The organism is Streptomyces sp. NPDC001599 (assembly GCF_042893535.1).
In the GTDB taxonomy this organism is placed as follows: domain Bacteria; phylum Actinomycetota; class Actinomycetes; order Streptomycetales; family Streptomycetaceae; genus Streptomyces.
This window is the reverse complement of record NZ_JBIAVA010000010.1, coordinates 127244-150411: the sequence shown is the minus strand read 5'-3', so window position 1 is coordinate 150411 and position 23168 is coordinate 127244. Positions and strand designations below refer to the sequence as shown.

General features: G+C 73.4%; 21 protein-coding genes and 2 pseudogenes. 10 read left to right on the top strand and 13 right to left on the bottom strand.

The features are described from left to right. Positions 1 to 13: 13 nt before the first annotated feature. Both ACFYZ3_RS25260 and ACFYZ3_RS25255 read left to right on the top strand, forming a co-directional pair. On the top strand, positions 14 to 439 hold the full coding sequence (locus tag ACFYZ3_RS25260) for a pyridoxamine 5'-phosphate oxidase family protein (RefSeq protein WP_003974563.1): 426 nt from the start codon (positions 14 to 16) through the stop codon (positions 437 to 439). A gap of 13 nt (positions 440 to 452) precedes the next feature. Further along, positions 453 to 1121 (top strand): pyridoxal 5'-phosphate synthase, encoded by a 669-nt coding sequence (locus ACFYZ3_RS25255; RefSeq protein ID WP_388521882.1) that lies wholly within the window; start codon positions 453 to 455, stop codon positions 1119 to 1121. Positions 1122 to 1184: 63 nt separating this feature from the next. Here the strand turns inward: ACFYZ3_RS25255 and ACFYZ3_RS25250 are convergent, their stop codons facing one another. Continuing rightward, positions 1185 to 1805, bottom strand: a complete 621-nt coding sequence (locus ACFYZ3_RS25250; protein ID WP_388521880.1) for a GNAT family N-acetyltransferase — start codon at positions 1803 to 1805, stop codon at positions 1185 to 1187. Positions 1806 to 1904: 99 nt separating this feature from the next. On the opposite strand from ACFYZ3_RS25250, the gene ACFYZ3_RS25245 reads away from it, so the two are divergent. Next, positions 1905 to 3110: a flavin-containing monooxygenase gene (locus ACFYZ3_RS25245; RefSeq protein WP_388521878.1), complete on the top strand. Its 1206-nt coding sequence runs from the start codon at positions 1905 to 1907 to the stop codon at positions 3108 to 3110. Here ACFYZ3_RS25245 and ACFYZ3_RS25240 read toward each other — a convergent pair. Both ACFYZ3_RS25240 and ACFYZ3_RS25235 read right to left on the bottom strand, forming a co-directional pair. Next, positions 3107 to 3985: a hypothetical protein gene (locus ACFYZ3_RS25240; protein ID WP_388521875.1), complete on the bottom strand. Its 879-nt coding sequence runs from the start codon at positions 3983 to 3985 to the stop codon at positions 3107 to 3109. The genes ACFYZ3_RS25245 and ACFYZ3_RS25240 overlap by 4 nt on opposite strands. 20 nt (positions 3986 to 4005) lie before the next feature. Beyond that, positions 4006 to 5343 carry an MFS transporter gene (locus ACFYZ3_RS25235; protein WP_388521872.1) on the bottom strand — a complete coding sequence of 446 codons (1338 nt, stop codon included), beginning with the start codon at positions 5341 to 5343 and terminating at the stop codon, positions 4006 to 4008. An 83-nt stretch (positions 5344 to 5426) separates the two neighbouring features. Between ACFYZ3_RS25235 and ACFYZ3_RS25230 the strand changes: the two genes are divergently transcribed. After that, a complete protein-coding gene (locus ACFYZ3_RS25230) occupies positions 5427 to 6452 on the top strand; it encodes a GlxA family transcriptional regulator (protein ID WP_388521870.1) in 1026 nt (341 codons plus the stop codon). A 325-nt stretch (positions 6453 to 6777) separates the two neighbouring features. Here the strand turns inward: ACFYZ3_RS25230 and ACFYZ3_RS25225 are convergent, their stop codons facing one another. The 3 genes from ACFYZ3_RS25225 to ACFYZ3_RS25215 form a co-directional block, all read right to left on the bottom strand. Continuing rightward, complete coding sequence (locus tag ACFYZ3_RS25225; RefSeq protein ID WP_388522246.1) at positions 6778 to 7254, bottom strand: ATP-binding protein; 477 nt, start codon at positions 7252 to 7254, stop codon at positions 6778 to 6780. Positions 7255 to 7793: 539 nt separating this feature from the next. Beyond that, the gene (calD, locus tag ACFYZ3_RS25220; RefSeq protein ID WP_388521867.1) at positions 7794 to 8306 is read right to left on the bottom strand and encodes a calcium binding protein CalD; all 513 of its coding nucleotides are present in this window, start codon (positions 8304 to 8306) and stop codon (positions 7794 to 7796) included. A gap of 70 nt (positions 8307 to 8376) precedes the next feature. Beyond that, entirely contained in the window at positions 8377 to 8757 is a 381-nt protein-coding gene (locus tag ACFYZ3_RS25215) for an STAS domain-containing protein (RefSeq protein ID WP_356855653.1), read from the bottom strand. A gap of 329 nt (positions 8758 to 9086) precedes the next feature. Between ACFYZ3_RS25215 and ACFYZ3_RS25210 the strand changes: the two genes are divergently transcribed. Together ACFYZ3_RS25210 and ACFYZ3_RS25205 are read left to right on the top strand one after the other, a co-directional pair. Then, entirely contained in the window at positions 9087 to 9680 is a 594-nt protein-coding gene (locus ACFYZ3_RS25210; RefSeq protein ID WP_388521865.1) for a sigma-70 family RNA polymerase sigma factor, read from the top strand. Further along, on the top strand, positions 9677 to 10915 hold the full coding sequence (locus ACFYZ3_RS25205; protein ID WP_388521862.1) for a zf-HC2 domain-containing protein: 1239 nt from the start codon (positions 9677 to 9679) through the stop codon (positions 10913 to 10915). The genes ACFYZ3_RS25210 and ACFYZ3_RS25205 overlap by 4 nt, the downstream gene beginning before the upstream one ends. Here ACFYZ3_RS25205 and ACFYZ3_RS25200 read toward each other — a convergent pair. From ACFYZ3_RS25200 to ACFYZ3_RS25180, 5 genes and pseudogenes are all read right to left on the bottom strand, one after another. After that, a pseudogene (locus tag ACFYZ3_RS25200) lies at positions 10872 to 11288 on the bottom strand (MarR family transcriptional regulator); the annotation flags it as partial. The gene ACFYZ3_RS25205 and the pseudogene ACFYZ3_RS25200 overlap by 44 nt on opposite strands. Positions 11289 to 11447: 159 nt before the next feature. Beyond that, positions 11448 to 11708: pseudogene (locus tag ACFYZ3_RS25195) on the bottom strand (helix-turn-helix domain-containing protein); the annotation flags it as partial. After that, positions 11665 to 12885 (bottom strand): RNA-guided endonuclease InsQ/TnpB family protein, encoded by a 1221-nt coding sequence (locus tag ACFYZ3_RS25190; RefSeq protein ID WP_388521860.1) that lies wholly within the window; start codon positions 12883 to 12885, stop codon positions 11665 to 11667. The pseudogene ACFYZ3_RS25195 and the gene ACFYZ3_RS25190, both read right to left, overlap by 44 nt. A gap of 318 nt (positions 12886 to 13203) precedes the next feature. Continuing rightward, positions 13204 to 14097, bottom strand: coding sequence for a formyltetrahydrofolate deformylase (gene purU, locus ACFYZ3_RS25185; protein ID WP_388521857.1), 894 nt, complete (start codon positions 14095 to 14097; stop codon positions 13204 to 13206). 47 nt (positions 14098 to 14144) lie between these two features. Next, positions 14145 to 14645, bottom strand: a complete 501-nt coding sequence (locus ACFYZ3_RS25180; RefSeq protein ID WP_388521855.1) for a hypothetical protein — start codon at positions 14643 to 14645, stop codon at positions 14145 to 14147. 116 nt (positions 14646 to 14761) lie between these two features. Between ACFYZ3_RS25180 and ACFYZ3_RS25175 the strand changes: the two genes are divergently transcribed. Beyond that, the gene (locus ACFYZ3_RS25175; protein ID WP_388521853.1) at positions 14762 to 16078 is read left to right on the top strand and encodes an ABC transporter substrate-binding protein; all 1317 of its coding nucleotides are present in this window, start codon (positions 14762 to 14764) and stop codon (positions 16076 to 16078) included. Positions 16079 to 16149: 71 nt separating this feature from the next. Here the strand turns inward: ACFYZ3_RS25175 and ACFYZ3_RS25170 are convergent, their stop codons facing one another. Both ACFYZ3_RS25170 and ACFYZ3_RS25165 read right to left on the bottom strand, forming a co-directional pair. Next, entirely contained in the window at positions 16150 to 17856 is a 1707-nt protein-coding gene (locus tag ACFYZ3_RS25170) for a hypothetical protein (protein WP_388521851.1), read from the bottom strand. A 201-nt stretch (positions 17857 to 18057) separates the two neighbouring features. Continuing rightward, complete coding sequence (locus ACFYZ3_RS25165) at positions 18058 to 19443, bottom strand: transcriptional regulator (RefSeq protein ID WP_361012999.1); 1386 nt, start codon at positions 19441 to 19443, stop codon at positions 18058 to 18060. Positions 19444 to 19757: 314 nt separating this feature from the next. Here ACFYZ3_RS25165 and ACFYZ3_RS25160 point away from each other — a divergent pair, with 314 nt between their 5' ends. From ACFYZ3_RS25160 to ACFYZ3_RS25150, 3 genes are all read left to right on the top strand, one after another. Further along, positions 19758 to 20411, top strand: coding sequence for a bifunctional DNA primase/polymerase (locus ACFYZ3_RS25160; RefSeq protein ID WP_388521849.1), 654 nt, complete (start codon positions 19758 to 19760; stop codon positions 20409 to 20411). 141 nt (positions 20412 to 20552) lie between these two features. Beyond that, the gene (locus tag ACFYZ3_RS25155) at positions 20553 to 21344 is read left to right on the top strand and encodes an ABC transporter ATP-binding protein (RefSeq protein ID WP_388521847.1); all 792 of its coding nucleotides are present in this window, start codon (positions 20553 to 20555) and stop codon (positions 21342 to 21344) included. Then, positions 21341 to 22993: a transporter gene (locus ACFYZ3_RS25150; RefSeq protein WP_388521845.1), complete on the top strand. Its 1653-nt coding sequence runs from the start codon at positions 21341 to 21343 to the stop codon at positions 22991 to 22993. The genes ACFYZ3_RS25155 and ACFYZ3_RS25150 overlap by 4 nt, the downstream gene beginning before the upstream one ends. Positions 22994 to 23168 lie beyond the last annotated feature (175 nt).

Genomic DNA, 23168 nt, shown 5'->3' with positions numbered 1-23168 from the left:
GGAGGAGACCGCCGTGGCCCTGACCCGCGAAGAGCGTGAGACGTTCCTGGCCGAGCCGCACATCGCCGCGCTCGCCGTCGACGCGGGCGCGGGCCGCGCCCCGCTGACCGTGCCGATCTGGTACCAGTACGCGCCCGGCGGCGAGGTGTGGATCATGACGGGCCTCGACAGCCGCAAGAACCGGCTGATCAGCAAGGCGGGCCGGTTCTCGCTGATGGTCGACCGGCTGGAGCCCACCATCCGCTACGTGTCGGTGGAGGGGCCGGTCGTCGAGACCGTCACCGCGACCGAGGAACACCTGCGGGAGATCTCCGCGCGCTACCTCCCGGCGGAGAAGGTCGACGGCTACGTCGCCTTCGCCTCGGCCAACCACGGGGAACAGGTCGTCGTCCGGATGCGCCCCGAACGCTGGGTCTCCTCCGACCTCGGCTCCGTGTGAGCCCCGGGCAGGCATGGGAACCGATCTGCACGAGCTGCTGAGGTCGCTGCGGGTGTGGGACCCCGCGGTCACCGAACTGCCGTCCCTCGACCCGGCCGACGCGCCCGGCGACCCGCTGGAGCTGTTCGCCCGGTGGTTCGCCGAGGTGGTCGCGGCCGGCGAACGCGAGCCGCACACGGTGTCGCTGGCGACGGCGGACGCCGAGGGCCTGCCGGACGCGCGCATCGTGATGCTGCACGGCGCGGACCCGGACGGCTGGACCTTCGCCACCCACGCCGACAGCCGCAAGGGCCGCCACCTCGCCGCCCGCCCGTACGCCGCCCTCGTCTTCTACTGGCCGGTGCTGGGCCGCCAGGTGCGGCTGCGCGGACCGGTGACCGTCGCCCCGGTCGACGAGGCGCGGGCTGACCTGCACGCGCGCTCGACCGGCGCACTGGCCGCCGCGCTGACCGGCCGGCAGAGCGCGGAGCTGGGCTCGGCGGACGAACTGGCCCGCGCCTCCGGGGCGGCCTGGGAACGGGCCGAGCGGGAACCGGACGCCCCGGTCCCGTCCTGGACGCTGTACCGGCTGCGCCCCGACGAGGTGGAGTTCTTCCAGGGCGAGGCCCGCCGGCGCCACGTCCGGCTGGCCTACCGGCGGACGGAGGAGGAGGGCTGGGACCGGCGGTTGCTGTGGCCGTGAGCCGTACTCCGTGAGCCGTACTCCGTGTGCCGGGCTCCGTGAGCCGTACTCCGTGTGCCGGGCTCAGCGCGCGTCGGGCGGCGTCGGCTCCTGGTCCGTCGCCAGCCGGGCGTGCAGGTGCACGTCCCGGAACGCGTCGTGCCGGCCCGCCTCGAACATCGCCTCGCGCAGGGTCCCCTCGGCGACGTAGCCGCTCCGTTCGGCGACCCGGCAGGAGGCGTCGTGGCCCACGGCGTGGCCCAGTTCCAGGCGGTGCAGGCCGAGTTCCGCGTAGGCCCAGCGCGAGGCGAGGAGCAGGGCCCGGGTGGCGACGCCCCGGCCCCGTGCCTCGGGGAGCACCCAGTAGCCGACCCGGGCCGTCTTCAGCTGCCGGCTGATCTCGCCGAGACCGATTCCTCCCAGCGTCGTACCGCTCGCGTCGTCGGTGATCCGGAACGACGCCGACCTGCCGTCCGCCGCGTCCCGCGCCCGCCCGCGCAGCGACTCGCGGGCCCCGGCAAGGTCGGTCCACAGCTTCAGCGGCGTGTTCCAGCGCCGGAAGTCGGGGTCCAGGTGGCCGCGCAGCCACGTCTGGGCGTCGGCGTCCGAGGCGGCGTCCCAGGCGCCCAGGCGCAGGCCGTGTCCACGCGGTCCGGTACGGGAGAGGAGGGCGGGGCCGAGGGTGTACATCGGTGTGTGGGCCATCCGGCCATTCAAGCCCACCCGTCCCGGTCGTGACCGATCCGCAACCGATTCCGGTCTTGACCGAGACCCATCAACCGGGGGCGCGATTACGCTCGCCGCATGGCCGACTCCACAGTGTCCGCTGAACCGCAGCGGCCCGCCCACCCCGCGGACCGTCCCGTGTACGTCATAGGCGCCGGTCCCGGCGGTCTCGCCGTCGCCCAGGCGCTGCGCGCCCGTGGTCTGCGGGCCGTGGTCCTGGAGCGGGCCGACCACGTCGGTTCCTCGTGGCGGCGCCACTACGACCGGCTGCGGCTGCACACCACCCGCCGGCTGTCGGCGCTGCCCGGCCTGCCGATCCCGCGCCGTTTCGGACGGTGGGTGGCCCGGGACGACGTGGTGCGGTACCTGGAGAAGTACGCCGAGTACCACCAGCTGGAGATCGTCACCGGCGTCGAGGTCTTCCGCGTCGAGCGCGCGCCCGACGGGACCGGCTGGCTGCTGCACGCCGCCGGGGGCCGGGAGCTGACCGGCGCCGCGGTGGTGGTCGCCACCGGCTACAACCACACCCCCCGCGTCCCGGACTGGCCCGGCCGGGACACGTACACCGGCGAGTTCCGGCACGCCGCCGAGTATCGCGCCCCGGCCCCGTACGCCGGCCGGGACGTCCTGGTGGTCGGGGTGGGCAACACCGGCGCCGAGATCGCCGTGGACCTGGTGGAGGGCGGGGCCGCGCGGGTGCGGCTCGCGGTGCGCACGGCACCGCACATCGTCCGCCGCTCGACCGCCGGGTGGGCCGCCCAGTACACCGGTGTGCTGTGCCGGCGGCTGCCGGTCGCGCTGGTGGACCGGCTGGCCCGGCCGCTCGCCCGGATCAGCGTGCCCGACCTGTCGGCGCAGGGGCTGCCGCGTCCCGGCACCGGGCTCTACAGCCGGGTGGCCGAGGGTGCCATCCCGGTGCAGGACGTGGGCCTGATCGACGCGGTGCGCTCCGGCCGGGTGGAGGTCGTCGCCGCGATGGACGGCTTCGAGGACGGCAAGGTGCTGCTGGCCGACGGCACCCGCATCGCCCCGGACGCGGTGATCGCGGCCACGGGGTACCGGCGGGGCCTGGAGGGGCTGGTCGGGCACCTCGGCGTCCTCGACGGCACCGGGCGACCGGTCGCCCACGGGGGCCGCACCCCGGCCGCCGCGCCCGGCCTGTACTTCACCGGCTTCACCAACCCCATCAGCGGCATGCTCCGCGAGCTGGCGATCGACGCGGAGCGGATCGCCGGGGCGGTGGCGAAGAGGGGGGCGGGAAGGGTGTCGCGGCTGCCCGGCTAACTCCGGGTGAGGATCATCAGGTCACCGGCGTCCGGGTCGCCGAACCGCACGAAAAGCTCGGGTTCGCGCTCGGTGCCGCCGATCGTCCAGAGCGTCTGCTCGCCGCACTCGCCGCCGAGGCGCACGAGGACGCCCTCACGGTCGCCGTTCACGCCGCGGGTCCAGGCGCCGGTGCCACTGCACGTGGTGTAGTCCCCGTCGGTTCCGAAGTGGGGCTCGGCCGGGACCCGGGTCAGCCCGGCCCGACCGCCCGGGGCCAGCCGCAGCACGGCCCCGTGGTCTCCGCGCCACTCCCCGGCGAGCTGCGCGTCGGAGAGCGCGGGGGGCTCGTAGCCGTCGGCCAGGGAGGCCGCCGACACTCCGCACACCACGAGAAGGACGACGCTCGCGCCCGCCGAACCGAGCCAGACGCCGCATCCTCCCCACGGTCGTCCGCGCAGTGAGCGGAGGACCAGCACCGGCAGGACGCCGACCCCGGCGAACCAGGGGAGGGTGTCGCCGACCGGCCACCCCCACAGCACGCGTCCCAGCAGCGACCAGCCGGCTCCCATCAGTACGGACCCGGCCAGGTGCCAGGCCCACTCGGGGCCGGGCGAGGTGCGGGGCCGCAGGCGGGCCAGGGCGGCGGCGGGCGCGATCTGCACGGCCGCGTGGAGGAGTCCGACAAACGGCAGGAGCAACGGCACGCAGAGGATGCCCAGGTAGCCGCCGCCCCCGTAGTCGTAGTCGTCCCGGCCCGCCTCCCTGGCGAACCACCACGCCAGCCACACCAGCGGCGCCTGCCCCGCGCACAGCGCGATCGCCCGGTTCCAGTCGTCGTTCTGCCGGGCGGGCCGTTGACGACCGCCGGGCTCCCCCACCCTTTCCCGCCCCATACCCGCACCCTACGGTCCGCTCAGGCCACCGCGACCACCGGAACCGGCCGCCGCCGGATCACCAGCGCCATCAGCGCCGCCGCCGCGCACAGGGCGCCGGAGGCGATCCAGACCACGTCGTAGGAGCCGAAGCGGTCGCGGGCCACGCCGCCGAGGAAGGCGACGAGGGCGGCGCCCACCTGGTGGGAGGCCAGCACCCAGCCGAAGACGATCGCGCTGTCCTCGCCGTAGTGCTCGCGGCACAGGGCGAGGGTGGGCGGGACGGTGGCGACCCAGTCGAGGCCGTAGAAGACGATGAAGAAGATCATCGGCGGGTGGACGCTCGGCGCGAGCAGCATGGGCAGGAAGAGCAGGGAGACGCCGCGCAGGGCGTAGTACACGGCGAGCAGGCGGCGCGGCTCGAAGCGGTCGGTGAACCAGCCGGAGGCGATCGTGCCGACCACGTCGAACACGCCGATGACGGCGAGCAGCGAGGCGGCGGCGGTGATCGGCATGCCGTGGTCGTGGGCGGCGGGCACGAAGTGGGTCTGGATCAGGCCGTTGGTGGAGGCGCCGCAGATCGCGAAGGTGCCGGCCAGCAGCCAGAACGGTCCGGTGCGCACGGCGGAGAACAGGACCGTCAGGGCGCGGCGGGCGGCGCCGGGCACGGGGGCGGGCTTGGGTACGAACTCCTCGGCGCCGTACGGCTTCTGGCCGACGTCGGCCGGGTGGTCGTGCAGGAGGAGCCAGACGAAGGGGACGACGGCCAGGGCGGCGAGGGCGACGGTGACGGCCGCCGGGCGCCAGTCGTACGTCTCGACGATCCAGGACAGCAGTGGCAGGAAGACCAGCTGTCCGGAGGCGGACGCGGCGGTGAGGACGCCGGTGACCAGGCCGCGCCGTTCGGTGAACCAGCGGTTGGTGACGGTGGCGGCGAAGGCCAGGGCCATCGAGCCGGAGCCGAGGCCGACCAGCAGGCCCCAGCACAGGATGAGCTGCCAGGCGGAGTCCATCCACACGGTCAGGCCCGAGCCGAGCGCGATCACCATCAGGGCGACGGCGACCACCCGCCGGATGCCGAAGCGGTCCATCAGCGCGGCGGCGAAGGGCGCGGTCAGACCGTAGAGCGCGAGGTTGACCGAGACGGCGGCCCCGATCGTGCCGCGCGACCAGCCGAACTCCTGGTGGAGCGGGTCGATGAGGATGCCGGGCAGGGAGCGGAAGGCCGCGGCGCCGATGATCGTCACGAAGGTGACGGCGGCGACCCACCAGGCGCGGTGCGCCCGGGTGCGACGGCCCGGCCGGGTGGGCTTCGACTGTTCCCCGGATGCGGATGCGGATGCGGCTGCGGCTGCGGCTGCGTCGGTTGTCTGCGTCACGTCATGAGTCTCCGCAGCGGGTCCCACTCGGGCGAGTGGCCCGAAGGACACCGTTCGCTAGGATCGGGCCATAGGATCGGGTCATGGCCCCCGACATCCGCAGCACCCCCGGCGCCGCCGACCGTCCGCACCGTGTGGTCGTCCTCGCGCTCGACGGACTGCTCCCCTTCGAGCTGGGCATCGCGTCCCGCATCTTCGGCCTCGCCCGGGACGAGCACCGGCGCCCGCTGTACGAGGTCGTCACCTGCTCGGTCCGGCCGCCGGGCCCGGTCGCCACGGACGCCGACTTCGAGATCCTGGTCGGGAACGGCCCCGAGGCACTGGCCACCGCCGACACTGTCGTCGTCCCCGCCTCCTACGAGCTGGGCCCGGTCTACGAGGAGGGCGTGCTGACCGGGGAGCTGGCCGCCGCGCTGGTCCACGTGCGGCCCGGCACCCGGCTCGTCGCGATCTGCACGGGCGGGTTCGTACTGGCCGCGGCGGGGTATCTGGACGGCCGCCCGGCGACCACGCACTGGGCCTCGGCCGAGCACTTCCAGCGGCTGTTCCCGAAGGTGCGGGTGGACGCCGACGTGCTGTTCGTCGACGACGGCGACGTGCTCACCTCGGCCGGGGTGGCGGCCGGGATCGACCTGTGCGTGCACATCGTGCGCCGGGACCACGGCACCGCCGTCGCCAACGAGGTGGCCCGCCGCACCGTCGTACCGCCGCACCGGGACGGCGGGCAGGCCCAGTACATCGAGCGGCCGGTGCCCGATCCGCAGCAGTCGTCCACGACGGCGGCCCGCGCCTGGGCGCTCGGCCGTCTGCACGAGCCGATCCAGCTGCGGGACATGGCCGCCCAGGAGTCGATGTCGGTACGCACCTTCACCCGCCGTTTCCGCGAGGAGGTCGGCGTCAGTCCGGGCCAGTGGCTCACCCGGCAGCGCGTCGAACGGGCCCGGCACCTGCTGGAGTCCACCGCGCTGTCGGTCGACCAGGTCGCCCAGGACGCGGGTTTCGGCACGGCCCAGTCGATGCGGCAGCATCTTCAGGCGGCGCTCGGGGTCACGCCGACCGGGTACCGGCGGACCTTCCGCGCGGAGTTGTCCACAGCCTGTGGACAATGAGCGGCGAACGAGCGGCGAGGAGCGGGATCCGTCCCGGGACTCGTCGGCCGGCGGCGCGGCGTTGTCCGCCCCGAGCACGGCATCGCGCGCCGCCACCCGACTCCGGCGCTCCCGCCCGGCTCCCGTCGCCCCCGAGGGAACCGCCGCCGACACGACTCACGCTCGTCGAGGGCCCCGTCACCGGGCCCTCGTCGTCCCCTCGCGGCGAATCGTGCCTACAAGCGTGAGGAAACGGTCACGATCCGTCAACCGGCGAGGGAGTTTTCCTCATGTGTGTCCCGCTTCGCCGGGGACGCGCACGGAAGCACACCCCGGCGCACGGCCGTCACACCACTTCGTACGCGTAGCCCTCGTACGCCACCGCGCCGCCGCCGCTCCCGCAGACGGGCGAGGCCTCCTCGCCCGCGGCGCGCCGGTCCAGTTCGCACCAGATGCGCTTGCCGGTGCCCTCGCGGCTCCAGCCCCAGCGGTCGGCGAGGCCGTCCACGAGGGCGAGGCCCCGGCCGCCCGTCGACTCGCCGCCCGCACAACGGGGCACGGGGGCCCGGTCGCTGGCGTCGTCCACCTCTAGGCGGACGGTCGCCTCCTGAGTCTCCTCGGTCACCGCGCCCGGCAGCACCAGCCGCAGCACCGCCGAACGCCCGGTGTGCACCACGGCGTTGGTGACGAGCTCGGAGACGAGCAGCACCAGCGTCTCGGCGAGTGGTTCGTCGGCCCGTATCCCCGATCCGGCGAGCCGTGTACGCGCCCAACGCCGGGCACGCCCCACTTCCGAGGGGTCTGGACGGACCTCCAGCTGCACTTGAAGCACCTGCACCGCTCACACCATCCGAACCGGCGGACACCAAGGCTCGCGCCTCATGAGGGCCACGATCGTAGCCATTTCCAGCATGGCCAGAACAACGGCCGGGACAGGGTTCACGGAACGTGAATCCCTTGTGGGACAGCATGGTTGACGTACAGTCACGGCAACAAGCGCTTCGGGCATATTCCAGCGCGAAGGAGTACGCGTGCGGCATACTGTGCGACGCGCGTTCCGAGGAGTCGAACAGGCGGCGGCCGACGGCCGTTCCGCCCTGCGGGGCAAGGCGCACACCGCCGGTTCCGGAGCCGCCCCAGGGGCAACTCCGGCACGGCTGGCGCTCGGGACCACTCGCATCCCACACAAGGTACCGGAGCGTGGCACCGACTCCGGGCCGTAACGGGCGACTCGGCGGACACAACCCGGTATCAACGCTCTGTGATGCCCAATTGCCACGATCGACGACACCCGGGCGGACGCCGCCGCGATAGGCGCAGCCCCGGTACGCGCTGCCCCGGTACGCGCTGCCCCGGTACGCGCTACTCGGGCACCGTGAAGTAGCGGGCGAAGGCCGGGACGATCTCCGTCTCCCCCACCTTGCCGTCGCCGTCCGTGTCGAGCGCGGCGGCGGCCTGCTGGGCGAGGTCCTCGGGCACGCCGAACGCGGTCAGCGCCCGCGCGGTGTCCGCGACGGTGGCCGCTCCGTCGCCGTCGGTGTCGGCCACGTCGAGGGCGGCGTGCAGGAAGGGGCGGGCGATCTCGGCGAACCGGTCGGGCTTGTCCCGCAGCCGCTTGACCGCTCCGGTGACGAACTCCTCCCGGGTGATGCGCTGGTCGCCGTCCCGGTCGGCGATGCCGGCCAGGCCCTGCCAGAGCGCCTCGGCACCGCCGTAGAGGGCCTGGCCCTTGTCCGAGCGGGCGGCGACGCCGAACTCGGCGAGCAGGGCCTTGGCCGCCCCGCTGAAGTCGGAACGGTCGATGTGGCCGTTGCCGTCCTGGTCGAAGGTGGTGAACCGCGCGGCGATCCTGCGCTCGTACTCGCTGTTGACCATGATCTCTCCGGCCGCCTCACGTCGGTGTTCGGGGTACGTCTCGCCCGGAGCGTACGACGCCGGACGCGGCCTACGCGGAAAGAGGCCGCGACTCGTCCCCGGTCGCCGAGGCGAGGTCGGGGTGGCAGTCGAAGAGCCGGCGCACTCCGAGCGCGCCGAGGACGCGGTTGACGTGGGAGCCGTCGACGGCTCCCTGGGCAGGCAGTATCAGGCGCAGCCTGCCCTGGCAGGACCGGATGAGCCGACGGGACGCGATGAGGACGCCGACCCCGCTGGAATCGCAGAACAGGACGTCGGAGAGGTCCAGCACCAGGCTGTGCCGCCCCTCCGCCACCTCGTCGTGCACGCGCTGCCGCAGCACCGGTGACGTCACCAGGTCCAGTTCGCCCGACACCTGGAGCACGGCCCACTGGCCCCGCTCGCCGCCGGTCACGTTGAACGTCACCACCATGCCCTTCCTTCGCCGGAACGTCTGGAACCTTCGGGATTCACCCGAAACGGAAGCCGTGCCTACGCTTCTTGGCGGCGCGCCTGCCCACCGGCCGTTCCCGCAAACGCCGCGGCGGAAACGGGGGCCGGTCGGAAGTGGCTCGTTTCAGACGGTTTCGATCCTGTTCGATCGAGTTTGGTCGCACGATAGAGGGTAGTGGAGGCGCATATCACCTCCGGACGTCCGGGGGCGCACATTGGAACAAAGGGGCGTGCGCTGTCGGACGTGCCGACTACATTCGGGGAGAGGGTGGCCGCAGGCTGGGACCGAGGAGGGGGTGGAGGGACCGCATGGCGAAGAGGGATGTGCCGCTGCGCTGGGACCGCAAGATGCAGCAGCGGCTCGCGCGCGGGGAGGCCGCCGCCCTGGGCGAGCTGTACGACCGGTTCGCCTCGCTGGTGCACGGCCTGGCGCACCGTGTGCTGGACGACGAGCGGGCCGCCGACCGCATCACGCGCGACGTCTTCGCGCACGTCTGGGAGCATCCCGACGCCTACGACCCCCGGCAGGGCCCGCTGCGGACCTGGGTCGCCACCCTCACCCACCGGTTCGCCGTCCAGCGGCTGCGCGCCACCGAGACCGCGGCCCTCGTGCGGGGCGGTTCCGGCACCGCGGAGGAGCTGGAGACCAAGGTGCGGCACGCCTCGGTCGCCGCCCGTGCCGACTACATCGTCCAGTCCATGCCGGCTCCCCTGCGCGCCGCGCTGGAGCTGGCCTATTTCCAGCGCCGCGACTACCGCCAGACCGCCGCCGACCTCGGCGTCACGGAGGACGAGGCCCGCCGCCGCCTCCGCCTGGGCCTCCAGCTCCTGTCCACCGCCCGCGACGCCGGCACCGCCCCGCACCCGCCCGGGGCTCCGCCCGGGTACGGGGGCGCGGCATGAAGGCGTACGACGAGAACGAGGGGAACGGCGAGGACGATGCCGCCGGCACCGGCACCGGGGCGCGCATACCGCTGCCCCGTGACTCCGTCGAGGAGGGCGGGCGGGCACTGCCCGAGCCGGCGCCGGTCGCGCTGGAGCACCCGGTGCTGACGTCGCTGCTCGGTGCGTGGGCGCTGGCCGCCTGCTCGGCGCAGGAGGCGGCGGCCGTCGAGGAGCACCTCGGGGAGTGCGAAAGCTGCGCCGACGAGGCACTGCGCCTGCGCGAGGCCGTCACGCTGCTCCAGCGGCCGGAGAGCCTCGACCTGGACCCCGCCCTGCGCACCCGGGTCCTGGAGGGCTGCCTGGAGCGGCGTCCGCCCCGTATCCCGGTGCCCGGGTGGGCCGCCTCCTACGACGCGGAGACCGCGCGCCTCGACGCGCTGCTCCAGGACTTCGGGGACGCCGAGTGGCACGCCCCGGTCCGGCTGCGCTGGTTCGAGGACGACGGGGCCGCGAGCCGCCGTACCACCGTCGCCGGGGTCATCGCGCACCTGCTGACGGTCGACGGCACGGTCGCGGTCGGCCTGGGCCTCGACGACCCGCTGGGCGACATCACCGCGCCCAGCCACGCACCGGCCGCCCGCACGGAGGCGTACTGGCGGGCCTCGCACTACCCGCCCACCCGCGCGGTGCGGGCGCCCTGGCGCGAGCAGAGCCACGGCATCGTGCGGACGGTGGCGTTCACCGGCGACGCGGGCGGGATGCCGGTCTCCTACGGCGACTTCGAGCTGCCGTTGCGGGACGCGATGCTGGACCGGGCGTTCGAGTGCTGGGTGCACGCGGAGGACATCGCCGAGGCCGTGGACTATCCGTACGAGCCGCCGTCCGCGCGCCATCTCAACGGCATGATCGACCTCGCCGCCCGGATGCTGCCGGGCGCCCTCGCGGCCCGCCGCCGGGCCGGTCTGGCCACGCCCGGCGGCGGTCCGCACCTGGTCGCCGCGGGTGAGCCGGGGCGCAGCCTGCGGCTGGAGATCGAGGGCTCGGGCGGCGGCGAGTGGCTCATCCCGCTGGACTCTCCCGGCGCGGTGGGCTCCGCCGACCACGAGGTGGCGCATGTCGCCCTGGACGGCGTGGAGTTCTGCCGGCTGGCGGCGGGCCATGTGCCTCCGGCGGAGGCGGCGGCGGGTCAGGTCGGGGACCGGGAGGCGATCAGGGACGTCCTGTTCGCGGCGGCCGGTCTGAGCCGGATGTAGCCTCGCCCCGCGGGTGCGCGGCGGGCGTCGTGTGGAGGACCTCGCGGGCCTGGTCCGCGGCCCGGATGATGCTCTCGGAGATGAAGTCGAGGAAGCGGGCGATGCTCTCCAGGCGCTCGGCCGCCGGGGTGCCGGAGCCCAGAACACCTACGCCCTGACGTGCGGTTTCGGCCACCAGAAGGGTGCCGCGGGCGCTGGCGACCATGGACTGGTACCAGACGTCGTCGTCGATGACGTAGCGCTCGCGGCGCGACGCGTCGCGTTCCCGGCGGACCAGGCCCTGCTCGTCGAGGAAGGCGACCGCCTTGGAGACGGACGCCGGGCTGACCTGGAGGTGTCGGACGAGTTCGGACGCGGTGAGGCTGCCGGTGTCGCTGAGGCAGAGGCACGCCATCACCCGGGCCATCATCTTCGGCGTGCCCTGCTGTATGAAGACGGTGGTCAGCGTCTCCTCGTACTCGCGCACGGCCTCGGCGTCCCGCCCGTGGGCCGGCGCGAGCGCCTGCGGCCCCCGGGGTGCCGCCTGCCTGCGCCGGTGGGCGCGGCGCTCGGTGGCCCGGTGGGCGAGGTCGGCGCGGTACGCGGTGGGGCCGCCGTTGCGCATCACCTCGCGCGTGATCGTCGAGGTGAGGCGGTCCAGGCGCCTGGCGATCTCCGCGTAGGCGAGGCCGTCGGCCAGCCCCAGCGCGAGATCTGACGTTCCTGCTGATTGAATCCTCCCCTCCCTGAAGGGGGAGGGGATTCCTGGCTCAGGCTGCCTCCTGGAGCGGCGCTCCAGGAGGTCTTGCGCCATCGGCGCCAGCCGGGTTGAGACCAGCCCGGACGAGCATGACGCGTGCGGAGTTCTTGTCCCTGGGGGCTGTGGTTCCGCAGGCGGTGCAATCGTACGTGCGTTCACCCAGCGGCAGGGCGTGCTTGGCTCTCGCTCCGCACTGCGCGCAGTCCATCGTGGTGTACGCGGGATGGACCAGGTAAATGTCCCGCCCGTGGTTGCGGCCCATCTCGATCAGAGCGGCCTTGGTGGCGCCGATGGCGGCGTCCGCGGCCTTGCGAGCCATCGTCGACCGGGCCAGGAACTTCGGCCGGAAGTCCTCCACCGCGACGGCATCGTGGTCGCGGACGACCTTCTTGGCCCACTTGCGGCCGGTGTCCGCACGCTGCCTCGCAACCTTCTTGTACGCCTTCCCCCGCAACTTCTTCGCCGCACGGTAGCCCCTCGATCCAGGCGTCCCCTTCTTCGGCCTGCGGCGGGCCATCATCCGGTCGTACCGGGTGAGTTTCCCCTTCGCCTTCCCGCCGTGCGAGGGGTGCGGCAGGTCGTGCGCGTCGGACGTGGTGGTCGCGGTCTCCTTCACACCCCAGTCGACGCCCAGGACGCGGCCGGTCGCGGGCAGGGACTGTACCTGGGCGGGGACGACGAAGGAGCAGTACCAGTGTCCGAGGCTGTCCTGGTACACGCGTACCGAGGACGGCTCGGCCGGCAACTCCCGCGACCACACCACCGTCACGACGATCCCGCCAGCCAGGTGCAGCCGGCCGTCCTTCAGCCGGAAACCACGCCGCGTGTAGTTCAGGGTCGCCAACGCCTCACGCCGTGTCTTCCACGTCGGCATCCCGGCCCGGCGCCCCACGGGCAGGCCCGCTGCGATGTCCTTGTGCGCTTTGGTACGGGAGCGGCCGAAGTCGCGGATGATCTGCTGCTGAGGGACCGATGATCCCTCCCGCAGCCACGGCGTACGGGAACGGGCCTCGGTCAGCATCCTGTCCAGCTGCGCCGGGCCGCACGTGGCCTTCACACCGGCCGCCCTGTTGTGCAGATACACGGCCCTGGACTTGGCGACGCACTCGTTCCACACCCAGCGGCACCGGCCCCACTCCACCAGCAGCAGGGCACGAGCCGCGGACGACACCCGCAACCGGTACGTGTACCGGGCATGCCCGACCTTCTCACCCGTCCCCACCTGCGCCATCTCGCACCCCCTTCACGGCCCGCGGCCCGGACACCGTGCCGTCCCGAACCCTGCGAAGGACCATACGTACGACAGCCGCACACACACCCGACGATCCCGCAACCGCCACCCCGATCAGCGATCTCAGGCACACGCGTTCGCTTTGCCTTGGGTCATGTTGGTGGTTATACGGGCGCGGCGCGCCCGTATCCGGGCTTCGGCGACACTCCGCGTCGCAACACCCGAATGCGATTCCTCCCCGGCGTGAACGCCTGAGCCTCCTCGCAAGAATCAGGTGACCGAAGCGACCATCGACGCCCGGGGCCTGTGGGACGGGCCCTAGGCGAAGACGACCGTCCGGCGGCCGTTGAGCAGGATCCTTTGCTCCGCGTGCCACTTCACGGCCCGCGCCAGCGCCTGACACTCCACGTCACGCCCGACCGCCACCAGCTGGTCGGGCGTGACGTCGTGGCCGACCCGCTCGACCTCCTGCTCGATGATCGGCCCCTCGTCGAGGTCGGCCGTCACGTAGTGCGCCGTCGCGCCGATCAGCTTCACTCCCCGCGCATGCGCCTGGTGGTACGGCTTCGCACCCTTGAAGCTCGGCAGGAAGGAGTGGTGGATGTTGATGATCCGGCCGCTGAGCGCCTTGCACAGGTCGTCCGAGAGGACCTGCATGTAGCGGGCCAGCACGACGAGTTCGACGTTCTCCTCGCGCACGATCTCCAGGACCCGGGCCTCGGCCTCCGCCTTGGTGTCCTTCGTCACGGGGATGTGGTGGAAGGGGATATCGTAGGACCCCACCAGCTCCGCGAAGTCGGTGTGGTTGGACACCACGGCGGCGATCTCCACGGGCAGCGCGCCGATCCGGGCGCGGAAGAGCAGGTCGTTCAGGCAGTGACCGAACCTGCTCACCATGAGCACGATGCGCATCTTCGCGTCGGCCCCGTTGATCTGCCAGTCCATGTGGAAGGCGTCACCGATCGCGGTGAAACTGGCGCGCAGCTTGTCCACGGTCACCGGCTCGCCGGCCGAGAAGTGGACCCGCATGAAGAACAGACCCGTGTCGTGGTCCCCGAACTGCTGGCTGTCCTCGATGTTGCAGCCGGTCATGAACAGATAGCTCGACACGGCGTGCACGATGCCCTGCTTGTCGGGGCAGGACAGAGTGAGGACGTACTGGTCGGCCGGGGCGTCGGCCGAGGGGACGGCGGCGGAGGACTGCGCGTTCATGCAGCACAGGGTCCCATATCCGGCCTCCCGGACCGCGTGCCGTCCCGTCAGGCGGACCGGGTCATGATCTGCAGCACCTCGAGCGTGCGCGGCTGCGCCTCCGGGTCCTCGCCGTCGCTGGTGGCCAGCCGTACGTGCGCGTCGCGCGCCGCCCGCACCGCCTCCGGCCAGTCCGCGTGCTCCAGGTACGCGGTCACCGGTGCGTCCGGCCCGACCTGGTGCATGATCCGCAGGACCCGCAGCACGGCGGTGTCCACCAGCGCCGCCTCCTGCGAGTCGCGGAAGACCGTGCCCACGTACTTCTCGGCCGACCAGTGGTCCAGCCAGGTGTCCTCCACCAGGCGGTACACGGCGTCGGTGACGTCCCCGTAGCCCTCGACGCCGGCCAGCCAGACGTCCTGCTGGAAGGCGGGGGCGGAGAGCATGTGCAGCGCGGAGCGCACCTGACTGCGCCAGCGCCACCACGGCATGTCGTTGAGTGGCATGCCGCCCATGGTGGTGGAGCGACGGCCGCGACGGGAAGAGTTCTCCGAACCTTGCACGGTCATCGATCCTACGTTCCTCTTCCCCGCGCCCCGCCGGCCCCCGCAATTCACCTCCGCGTCACCACGTGTTGACCGCAGGTCACTCCCGGGTTGGCCGGGTGACGGAATCGTGCGGGTACATGACCGGCAGGCGACCCATCCGCAGCACTCCCCCCGGCGGCCCCCGCGGCCGCTCCCGGGCCACCCGCACCGCCGCCCTGTCCGCGGGCGCGCTGGTGGCGTGCGCGTCACTCGCCGTCGGCTGCGGGGTCGTCCCCGGTGCCACGGGGGGCTCCGGGGACGACCCGATCACCGTCATGACCTGGGCGCCGCAGGACACCGGCGCGACCAACAAGCCGGGCATGCCCGCGCTCGCCCGGGCCTACGCCCGCTCGATCAACGCCCAGGGCGGTCTCGGCGGCCGCAAGCTCAACGTCCTGACCTGCAACGACCACAACGACAGCGTGGCCGCCGCGAAGTGCGCCCGCCGTGCCGTCAAGGAGAACGCGGTCGCCGTGGTGGGCTCCTACAGCCAGTACGCCGACTCGTTCTTCCCCATCCTCGAAGGCGCCCGCATCCCGTACATCGGCGGGTACGGCCTCACCAACACGGAGTTCACCAGCCCGCTGTCGTACCCGGTCAACGGGGGCCAGCCGGCGCTGCTCGCGGGGCTCGGCAGCGCGCTCGCCGACTCCTGCGGGCCGGTCACGCTGGTCCGCCCCGACACGATCGCGGGCGACCAGTTGCCCGCGCTGCTGGACTCGGGGCTGGCCTCGGGCGGGCACGAGCGGTCCCACGACCAGCGGGCGGCCGAGGACGCCACCGCGTACGACGACCAGGCCGGGCGGGCGCTGGCGCGGGGCGGCGGCGACCAGGCGGAGCCGGGGTGCGTGGTGCCCGTCCTCGGGGACCGCACCGGCACCTTCATGGACTCCTTCCGGCGCGCCCGCGAGGACCGTACCGACGTCCGGACGGCGACCGTGCTCGGCAGCGTGGACCAGACGACGATCAACGCGAGCGGCGGGGCGGCCGGACCCTACGAAGGGGCGTACGTCACCGGCTGGTACCCCTCGGTGAGCGATCCGGCCTGGGACGGTCTGAAGCGGCTGATCAAGGAGCAGGCGTTCGGGGACAACGACGTCGACGCGGCCGACGCCGGGGTGCAGACGACCTGGATCGCGTACACCGTGCTCCAGCAGGTCGTCGAGTCGCTCGGCGACGGCGAGGTGAGCGCCGACACCGTCCGCCGGGCCCTCGACGACGGCCCGGAGATCGGCACGGGCGGCCTCACGCCCGGCCTCCGGTGGACGTTCGCCGACAAGCTGGCCTCGGTCGGCTTCCCCCGCCTGGTCAACGCCGACGTCACCCTCCAGGTCGTACGGGAGGGCCGCCTGGTCTCGGCCCGCGACGGCGCCGTGGACACCACCCGCACCCTGCAGAACGCGGACGTGGCCTGAGGGAGGGCCCGGGGGCCGTGGGCCGGGGGCCCGGGGACCGTCCGGCGGGACGGGCGCCCGGGCGGACCGGCTCAGAGCTGGGTCGGCCGGCGTTCGGTCAGGCCGTACTTCTTGGCGATGGTGTTCCACAGCGCCGCGGCCTTGGCCTTCTCCTTGGTGGCCGTGCCGCTCGCCCGCGTGGCCGCCGTGGGCTGGGTGGCGGCCTTGCCCTTCTTGCAGCCCTTCTTGCCGGCCGTCCGGTCGGCCCACTCCGCGTAGTGGTTGTCGGCCGATGCCGAGGCCTGCCACGCCTTGGTGAGCGCGGTGGTCAGCTCGGTGTGCCGGGGCAGCTTGTCCACGGACAGCTTGGAGAGGCTGTCGACCAGCCCGCTGCGCTGCTTGGCGGCCTCCCGCAGGTCCTTGGCCGCCTGCGGAAGCTTGTCGCAGGTCTTCACGTCACCCACGGCGTTGATCACCGTGGTGCGTCCGGTGCCGCTCTCGGCGAGCAGCTTGTCCAGCTCGACGGCCTGCTGCCGGACCGGATCGACCGTCGGGGAGGCCTCGGCGGACGCGGACGCGGACCCGGACGCGGGGGCCGTGGCGGACACCGTCTGGTTGCCGCCCTTGTCCTCGTCCTCTCCCCCGCCGGCCATCATCGCTCCGGCGCCGACCCCGACGACGACGATGCCCACGCCGACGGCCGCGAGGAGCGGCAGCCGGGAACCGGAGCGGCCGCCGCGGCCGCCGCCGTCATCGTGCCCGCGCCGCCTGCCACCGCCGCCGCCCGGGCCCTGCGGGGCGTACAGGGACGGGTCGCCGGGGTACTGCGCCTGGGGCGCGTCGAAGCGGGGCATCTGCTGGGTGGCCGAGGCCGGGCCGTCGGCGCCGGGGGCCCCGCGGAAGAGGTTGTCGAACTCGGCGGGCGGCTGACGGCCCTCGTCGGCGCCGGGCCCGGCCCCGAACGGGGCACCGGCGGGGCCGCCGGGCACGGGCGCGATGTACTGCGTGGCCTCGGCGTCGGGATGGGGCGCGGGTGCGGCGGGCGTGGCCTGCACGGGGTACTGCGGTGCCTGGCCGAGGTACTGGGTCGACTCGGCGGCGTGCGGCTGCGCGGGTCTCTCCGGCGGCATCGCGCCCGGCCCCGCGGGCGCGATGGGCGGTATGTACTGGGTGGCACCCTCGTCAGCGGGCGGCGCGACCGGCGGTATGTGCGGTATGTACTGCGTGGCGCCCTCGTCGGCGTGCGGCAGCGGCGCGACACCCGCGCCGTGCTGCGGGTACTGCTGGTGCTGCTGTTGATGCTGCTGCTGGTGCTGCTGGTGCTGGTGCTGCCCGTACGGCGGCTGCGCGCCGTAGGACTGGTCGCCGCCCGGCGGCGTCCCGTACGACGGGGGCCGCGCGCCTTCCGGCGGCAGCGGACCGGGTCCGGCCTGCGGCGGCAGCGCCCCGGGGGCCGGTGACTGTGCGCCCTGGGCGGGCGGCCAGGCCTGCGGCGCGGGCTGCTGCGCGGACGGCGGTGCGGGCTGGTGCGGGGTCTCCGGAGCGCCCCACGGCTGTGCCCCGGGCGGCGTGGGCCAGCCCTGGCCGGGGGGCGGACCCTGCTGTTGCTCGGGGCCCCAGGGCCGGTCCCAGGCCTGGCCACCGGGCGGCGCCGAGGCGGATGCCGGGCCACCGGCCTGGGGGCCGGCGGGAGCGCCGGCCAGACCGGGCAGCAAGGGCTCGCCACCGTCCGAGGGCAGCACGATGCCTTCGTGCGCTTGCCGCGCCGAGGGCTCCTCGCCCTGTCCACTCTGCGTCACCGGGACTCCTACGAATGGGGGACCTTCGGAATCGTCGGCTCACGCTACCGGGTCCCCCGAGCCCACTGCCACGCCGCCCGGGGCGTCAACTCCTTCCCTGTGAAAGCAGTAACAAAACCAGGCCGCGGCGCGCTGTTGATGCAGCTTTCCGCTCACCGCGGCGAAGTTTCACGCGTGTTCACTCATTCCGCGCCCGTCCGCTCACGCGGCGGCCTGCAAATCGAGCCGGGCACCGAACTCCCTGACCACCGCTTCCTCCCGGTACGGCTCGAGCCGGGCCTGGAAGTCGTCCAGGTACTCGGCGCCCCGGTTCGAGCGCAGGGTCTCCAGGAGTTCCACCGCCTTCGTCGCCGTGTTGCAGGCCTGTTCGATCTCCCGCTGCTGCACCTGTGCCGTGGCCAACAACACATGGCCGATGGCCCGCCTGCGCGCCCGCGACTCGGGGTGCCCGTCCAGGGACTGCCGTGCGTACCGGGCGGCCGCGTCCGCCTGGCCGAGGTCCCGGTGGCAGTGCGCCAACTCGTCGGCGAGGTAGGCCTCGTCGAAGTGCGCGATCCACACCGGGTCGTCCCCGGCGGCCGGATCGGCCGACTCCATCGCGCCGACCGCCCGCCCGGCCGCCTCGTGGGCCGCCCGGACGTCGCCCAGAAGCGCGTGGCCGCGGGCCTCGGCCGCGTGGAACATCGACTCCGCGCGCGGCGTGACCCGCCCGCGTGCGCCCTCCTGCGCCGCCCGCGCCAACTGGGCGATCTCGCGCGGGTTTCCGAGCTGCGCGGCGAGGTGGCTCATGGAGGCGGCCAGCACGTACCCGCCGTAGCCGCGGTCCCCGGCCGCCTGCGCCAGTCGCAGCGACTGGATGTAGTACCGCTGGGCGAGACCGGGTTGGCCGGTGTCGACGGCCATGTATCCGGCCAGCTCGGTCAGTCGCGCGACCGTGGCGAACAGCTCCCGCCCGACCGCCTCCCGGTAGGAGCCGGCCAGCAGCCCGGAGACCACGCTGTTCAGGTAGTGCACGAGGACCGGGCGCACGTGCCCGCTCCCGTACTGGTGGTCCAGGTCCGTCAGGGCCTGTGTCATCGCCCGCACGGCCGCCACGTCGGACTGGCCCACCCGCGGTCCCGCCGAACGCGACACCTGGGGATCGGGGGCGGAAATCAGCCAGTCCCGGCTGGGCTCGACGAGCGCCGAGGCGGCGACGGAGGAACCGGACAGGAAGTCCCGGCGCCCCACGTCGCTGCGCCACAGCTCGCAGACCTGCTCGATGGCCCCCAGTACCGTCGGCGAGAACTGGAGGCCGACGCCGGACGCGAGGTTCTTGCCGTTGGCCATGCCGATCTCGTCGATCGTGACCGTGCGGCCGAGCTTGCGTCCGAGCGCCTCGGCGATGATCGCCGGTGCCCGGCCCCGCGGTTGCTGTCCGCGCAGCCAGCGGGCCACGGAGGTCTTGTCGTACCGCAGGTCGAGACCGTGCTCGACCCCGCACACGTTGACCCGGCGGGCGAGCCCTGCGTTCGAGCAGCCCGCTTCCTGAATGAGCGCCTGCAGTCGTTCGTTCGGCTGCCGCGCGACGAGAGGCCTTGCGGCCATGGCGTAACCCCCATGCGGTCTCATGCGGTCTCATGCGGTTTCGGTGCTGTCCCGGCGGATCGTTGGACGAAGAGGATCCGGCCCGTGAAGATCAATGCCCCGTCGATGTGCCGACAATGCGAGACTTGCGAAGCTTGCGAGGATTGCCGGGGTAACGGCCGGTGCCGGCCCCAGTCCTGGCTACCCAGCTCCCGCGGTGAATCCTCCTGCGCGCCCCCACGTATGCACCCATGCGCCCCGAATGCCGTGCCGATGCACCGCCCCCGCGCGCACCACCCCCGTAACCCCTGGTGAGCCCGGGAGTTGAGTTCCACGTGGAAGAGACCATCCCCGGCACCGAAGCCGCCCAGATCCCGCAGCAGCGCGGTACGTCGCTGCTGGAGACCGCCGTTCGCTACGCCGAGGAGCGTCACTGGGACGTGTTTCCCGGCACCTGGCTGGTGCCCGGCGACGGGGTGCAGCGCTGCTCCTGCGGGGACCCGGCGTGCGCCGCCCCGGGCGCGCACCCGGCGCGCGAGGACTGGGCGGCGCAGGCGACGGGCAGCGCGACCGTCGCCCGGCGGATGTGGCAGAAGCAGCAGTCGGCGTCGATCCTGCTGCCCACGGGGCGGACGTTCGACGCGATCGACGTGCCGGAGACCGCCGGATTCCTGGCGCTGGCGCGGATGCAGCGGATGGAGCTGACGCTGGGGCCGGTGACGTTGGCGCCGGACCGGCGGATGCGGTTCTTCGTTCTGCCGGGTGCGGGGGTGAAGGTGCCCGATCTCGTACGGCGTCTGGGGTGGGCACCCCGGGCCCTCGATCTGGCCGTGCTCGGGGAGGGGTCGTACGTGGCGGCGCCGCCGACGCGGGTCGGGACGTGCGGTGCCGTGCAGTGGGCCTGCCGGCCGACCGCGGTGAACCGGTGGCTGCCGGATGTGGAGGAGCTGATCTCGGCGTTGACCTATGCCTGCGGTCGGGATCGTTAGGGGCGCCTGTTCGTCTGCCAGGTTGTTGTCTCCCTGGCGGCTGCGGGTAGTACCTGGTTGCTCGCGCCCACGCGGCGCAGCCGCATGTCCCGCACAGTCCCGCCACCCCTTCGGGGCGCTTTCCCACCGTAGGGTGCGAAGTTGACGGAGGGAGACGTGGTGAGCAACAGCGCTGTGCGGGTTCAGGGGCTCTGGAAGCGGTTCGGGCAGCAGGTGGCCGTGGGCGGGATCGATCTGGAGTTGCCGGCCGGGAAGTTCATCGGGCTCGTCGGGCCCAACGGGGCCGGGAAAACCACCACGCTCTCCATGGTGACCGGGCTGCTGCGCCCCGATCAGGGGACGGTCGAGGTCGTGGGGCACGACGTGTGGCGCGATCCGGTCGAGGTGAAGGCCAGGATCGGGGTGCTGCCCGAGGGACTGCGGCTCTTCGAGCGGCTGTCGGGGCGGGAACTGCTCGGCTACACCGGCCGGTTGCGCGGACTGCCCGGCGACGAGGTCGACAAGCGGGCCACCCAGCTCCTCGACGTGCTCGACCTCGCCGGGGCCCAGCACAAGCTGGTCGTCGACTACTCGACCGGCATGCGCAAGAAGATCGGCCTGGCCGCCGCGTTGCTGCACAATCCGGAAGTGCTGTTTTTGGACGAGCCGTTCGAGGGCGTCGACCCGGTCTCCGCGCAGACCATCCGGGGGGTCCTGGAGCGGTACACCGCCTCCGGCGCCACCGTCGTCTTCTCCTCGCACGTCATGGAACTGGTGGAGTCGCTGTGCGACTGGGTGGCCGTGATGGCCGCGGGACGCATCCGGGCCACCGGGACGCTCGCCGAGGTGCGCGGCGGGGCGGCCTCGTTGCAGGAGGCGTTCCTCGAACTCGTCGGTGCGGGCGGCCGGGACGCCGGGTCGGACCTGGACTGGCTGGGCGGCGGGTCCCGATGAGCACACGGACCACACAGGCCGCCCCCGTCCCGCAGGGACCGTCGAGCCCGCCGGTCCCCTCCGGCTCATCCATCACGTCCGTCTTCGTACGGCTGAAGCTGTCGCTCCTGCGCAACGGGCTGCGGCAGTCCGGCGGACGGCGGGCCGCCTACATCGCCTCGGCCGTCCTCGTGCTGCTGTTCGCCGCGCTCCAGCTGATCGGCCTGATCGCGCTGCGCGGGTACGCGCACGTGGACTCGCTGGTCGTGCTGCTCGCCGCGGTGCTCGCCCTGGGCTGGGCGGTGATGCCGCTGTTCTTCCCCGGCGGTGACGAGACGCTCGACCCGACCCGGCTGGTGATGCTGCCGCTGCGGCCGGCGCCCCTGGTGCGGGCCCTGCTGACCTCGTCCCTGGTGGGCATCGGGCCGCTGTTCACGCTGTGCGTGTTCGCCGGTTCCGTGGTCGCGGTCGCGCACGGCGGGGCGGCGTACGCCGTCGGCGTCGTCGGGGCGGTCCTCGCGCTGCTGGTGTGCGTGACCCTCGCGCGGGCCGTCGCCGCCGCCAACGTCCGGCTGCTGACCAGCCGCAAGGGGCGCGATCTCGCGGTGCTGAGCGGGCTGGTCGTCGCGGTCGGCGCGCAGCTCGTCAATTTCGGCGCGCAGCGGCTGGGCTCGTCGGGGCTCGGCGAGCTGGATCCGGTGGCCGACGTGGTGCGCTGGATTCCGCCCGCGTCGGCGGTCGGCGCGATGGACTCGGCGAGCGACGGGTCGTACGGCACCGCACTGGCCCAGCTGGCGCTGACCGCCGCGGCGCTGGTGCTGTTGCTGCGGGTGTGGGCGCGGCATCTGACGCGGCTGATGACGGCGCCCGACGGCTCCACGCTCCAGAGCGACACCGGGCCGGTGCGCGAGCGCGGCTCGGCCGGACTCGCCCGGCGGCTGCCGGCGGGCCGTACCGGCACCACCATGGAGCGCACCCTGCGCTATGTGTGGCGCGACCCGAAGACCAAGGCGGCGTGGGTGACCTCGCTGGCCATCGGACTGATCGTGCCGGTGTTCAACGCCTGGCAGGGCACGGGCTCGGTCTACTTCGCCTGCTTCGCGGCCGGGATGCTCGGCATCCAGATGTACAACCAGTTCGGGCAGGACACGTCCGCGTTCTGGATGGTCGCGATGACGATCTCCTCGACCAGGGACGCCTACGTCGAGCTGCGGGCCCGCGCGCTGGCGCTGCTGCTGATCACGCTGCCGTACGCCACCCTCGTCACGGTGCTGACCACCGCGATGCTCGACGACTGGCGGGCCCTGCCCGAGGCGCTCGGCCTGTCCTTCGCGCTGCTCGGCGCGATGCTGGCGACCGGCGCGTGGACGTCGGCGCGCTTCCCGTACTCCATCCCGCAGGAGGGGTACAAGAACGTCGCCCCCGGCCAGGTCGGGCTGGCCTGGGTCTCGATCTTCGGCGGCATGATCGGCGCGGCCCTGCTGTGCGCGCCGGTGATCGCGCTGACGATCTGGCTGAACGTGAGCGAGGGCGCCGGGGACGTGGGCTGGGTGCTGCTGCCGGTCGGCGCGGTGTACGGCGCGGTGCTGACGCTGCTGGGCCTGCGACTGGCCGCACCGCGCACGGCCGGGCGGCTGCCGGAAATCCTCACGGCGGTCAGCAAGGGCTGACGGGCCGGCCGCCCGGGCAGCGCACGGGAGCGGGCGGGCGTGGCACGGGGGCAGGCGCCGCACGGGGCCGGGCGGGACGCCGTCGACGGTTGCGCACGGCGCCGGACGACGCTCGACCCACGGGCAGCGCAGGCGGCAGACGGGGCCGGTCAGGCTGGAGTGGGACGGTCAGGCT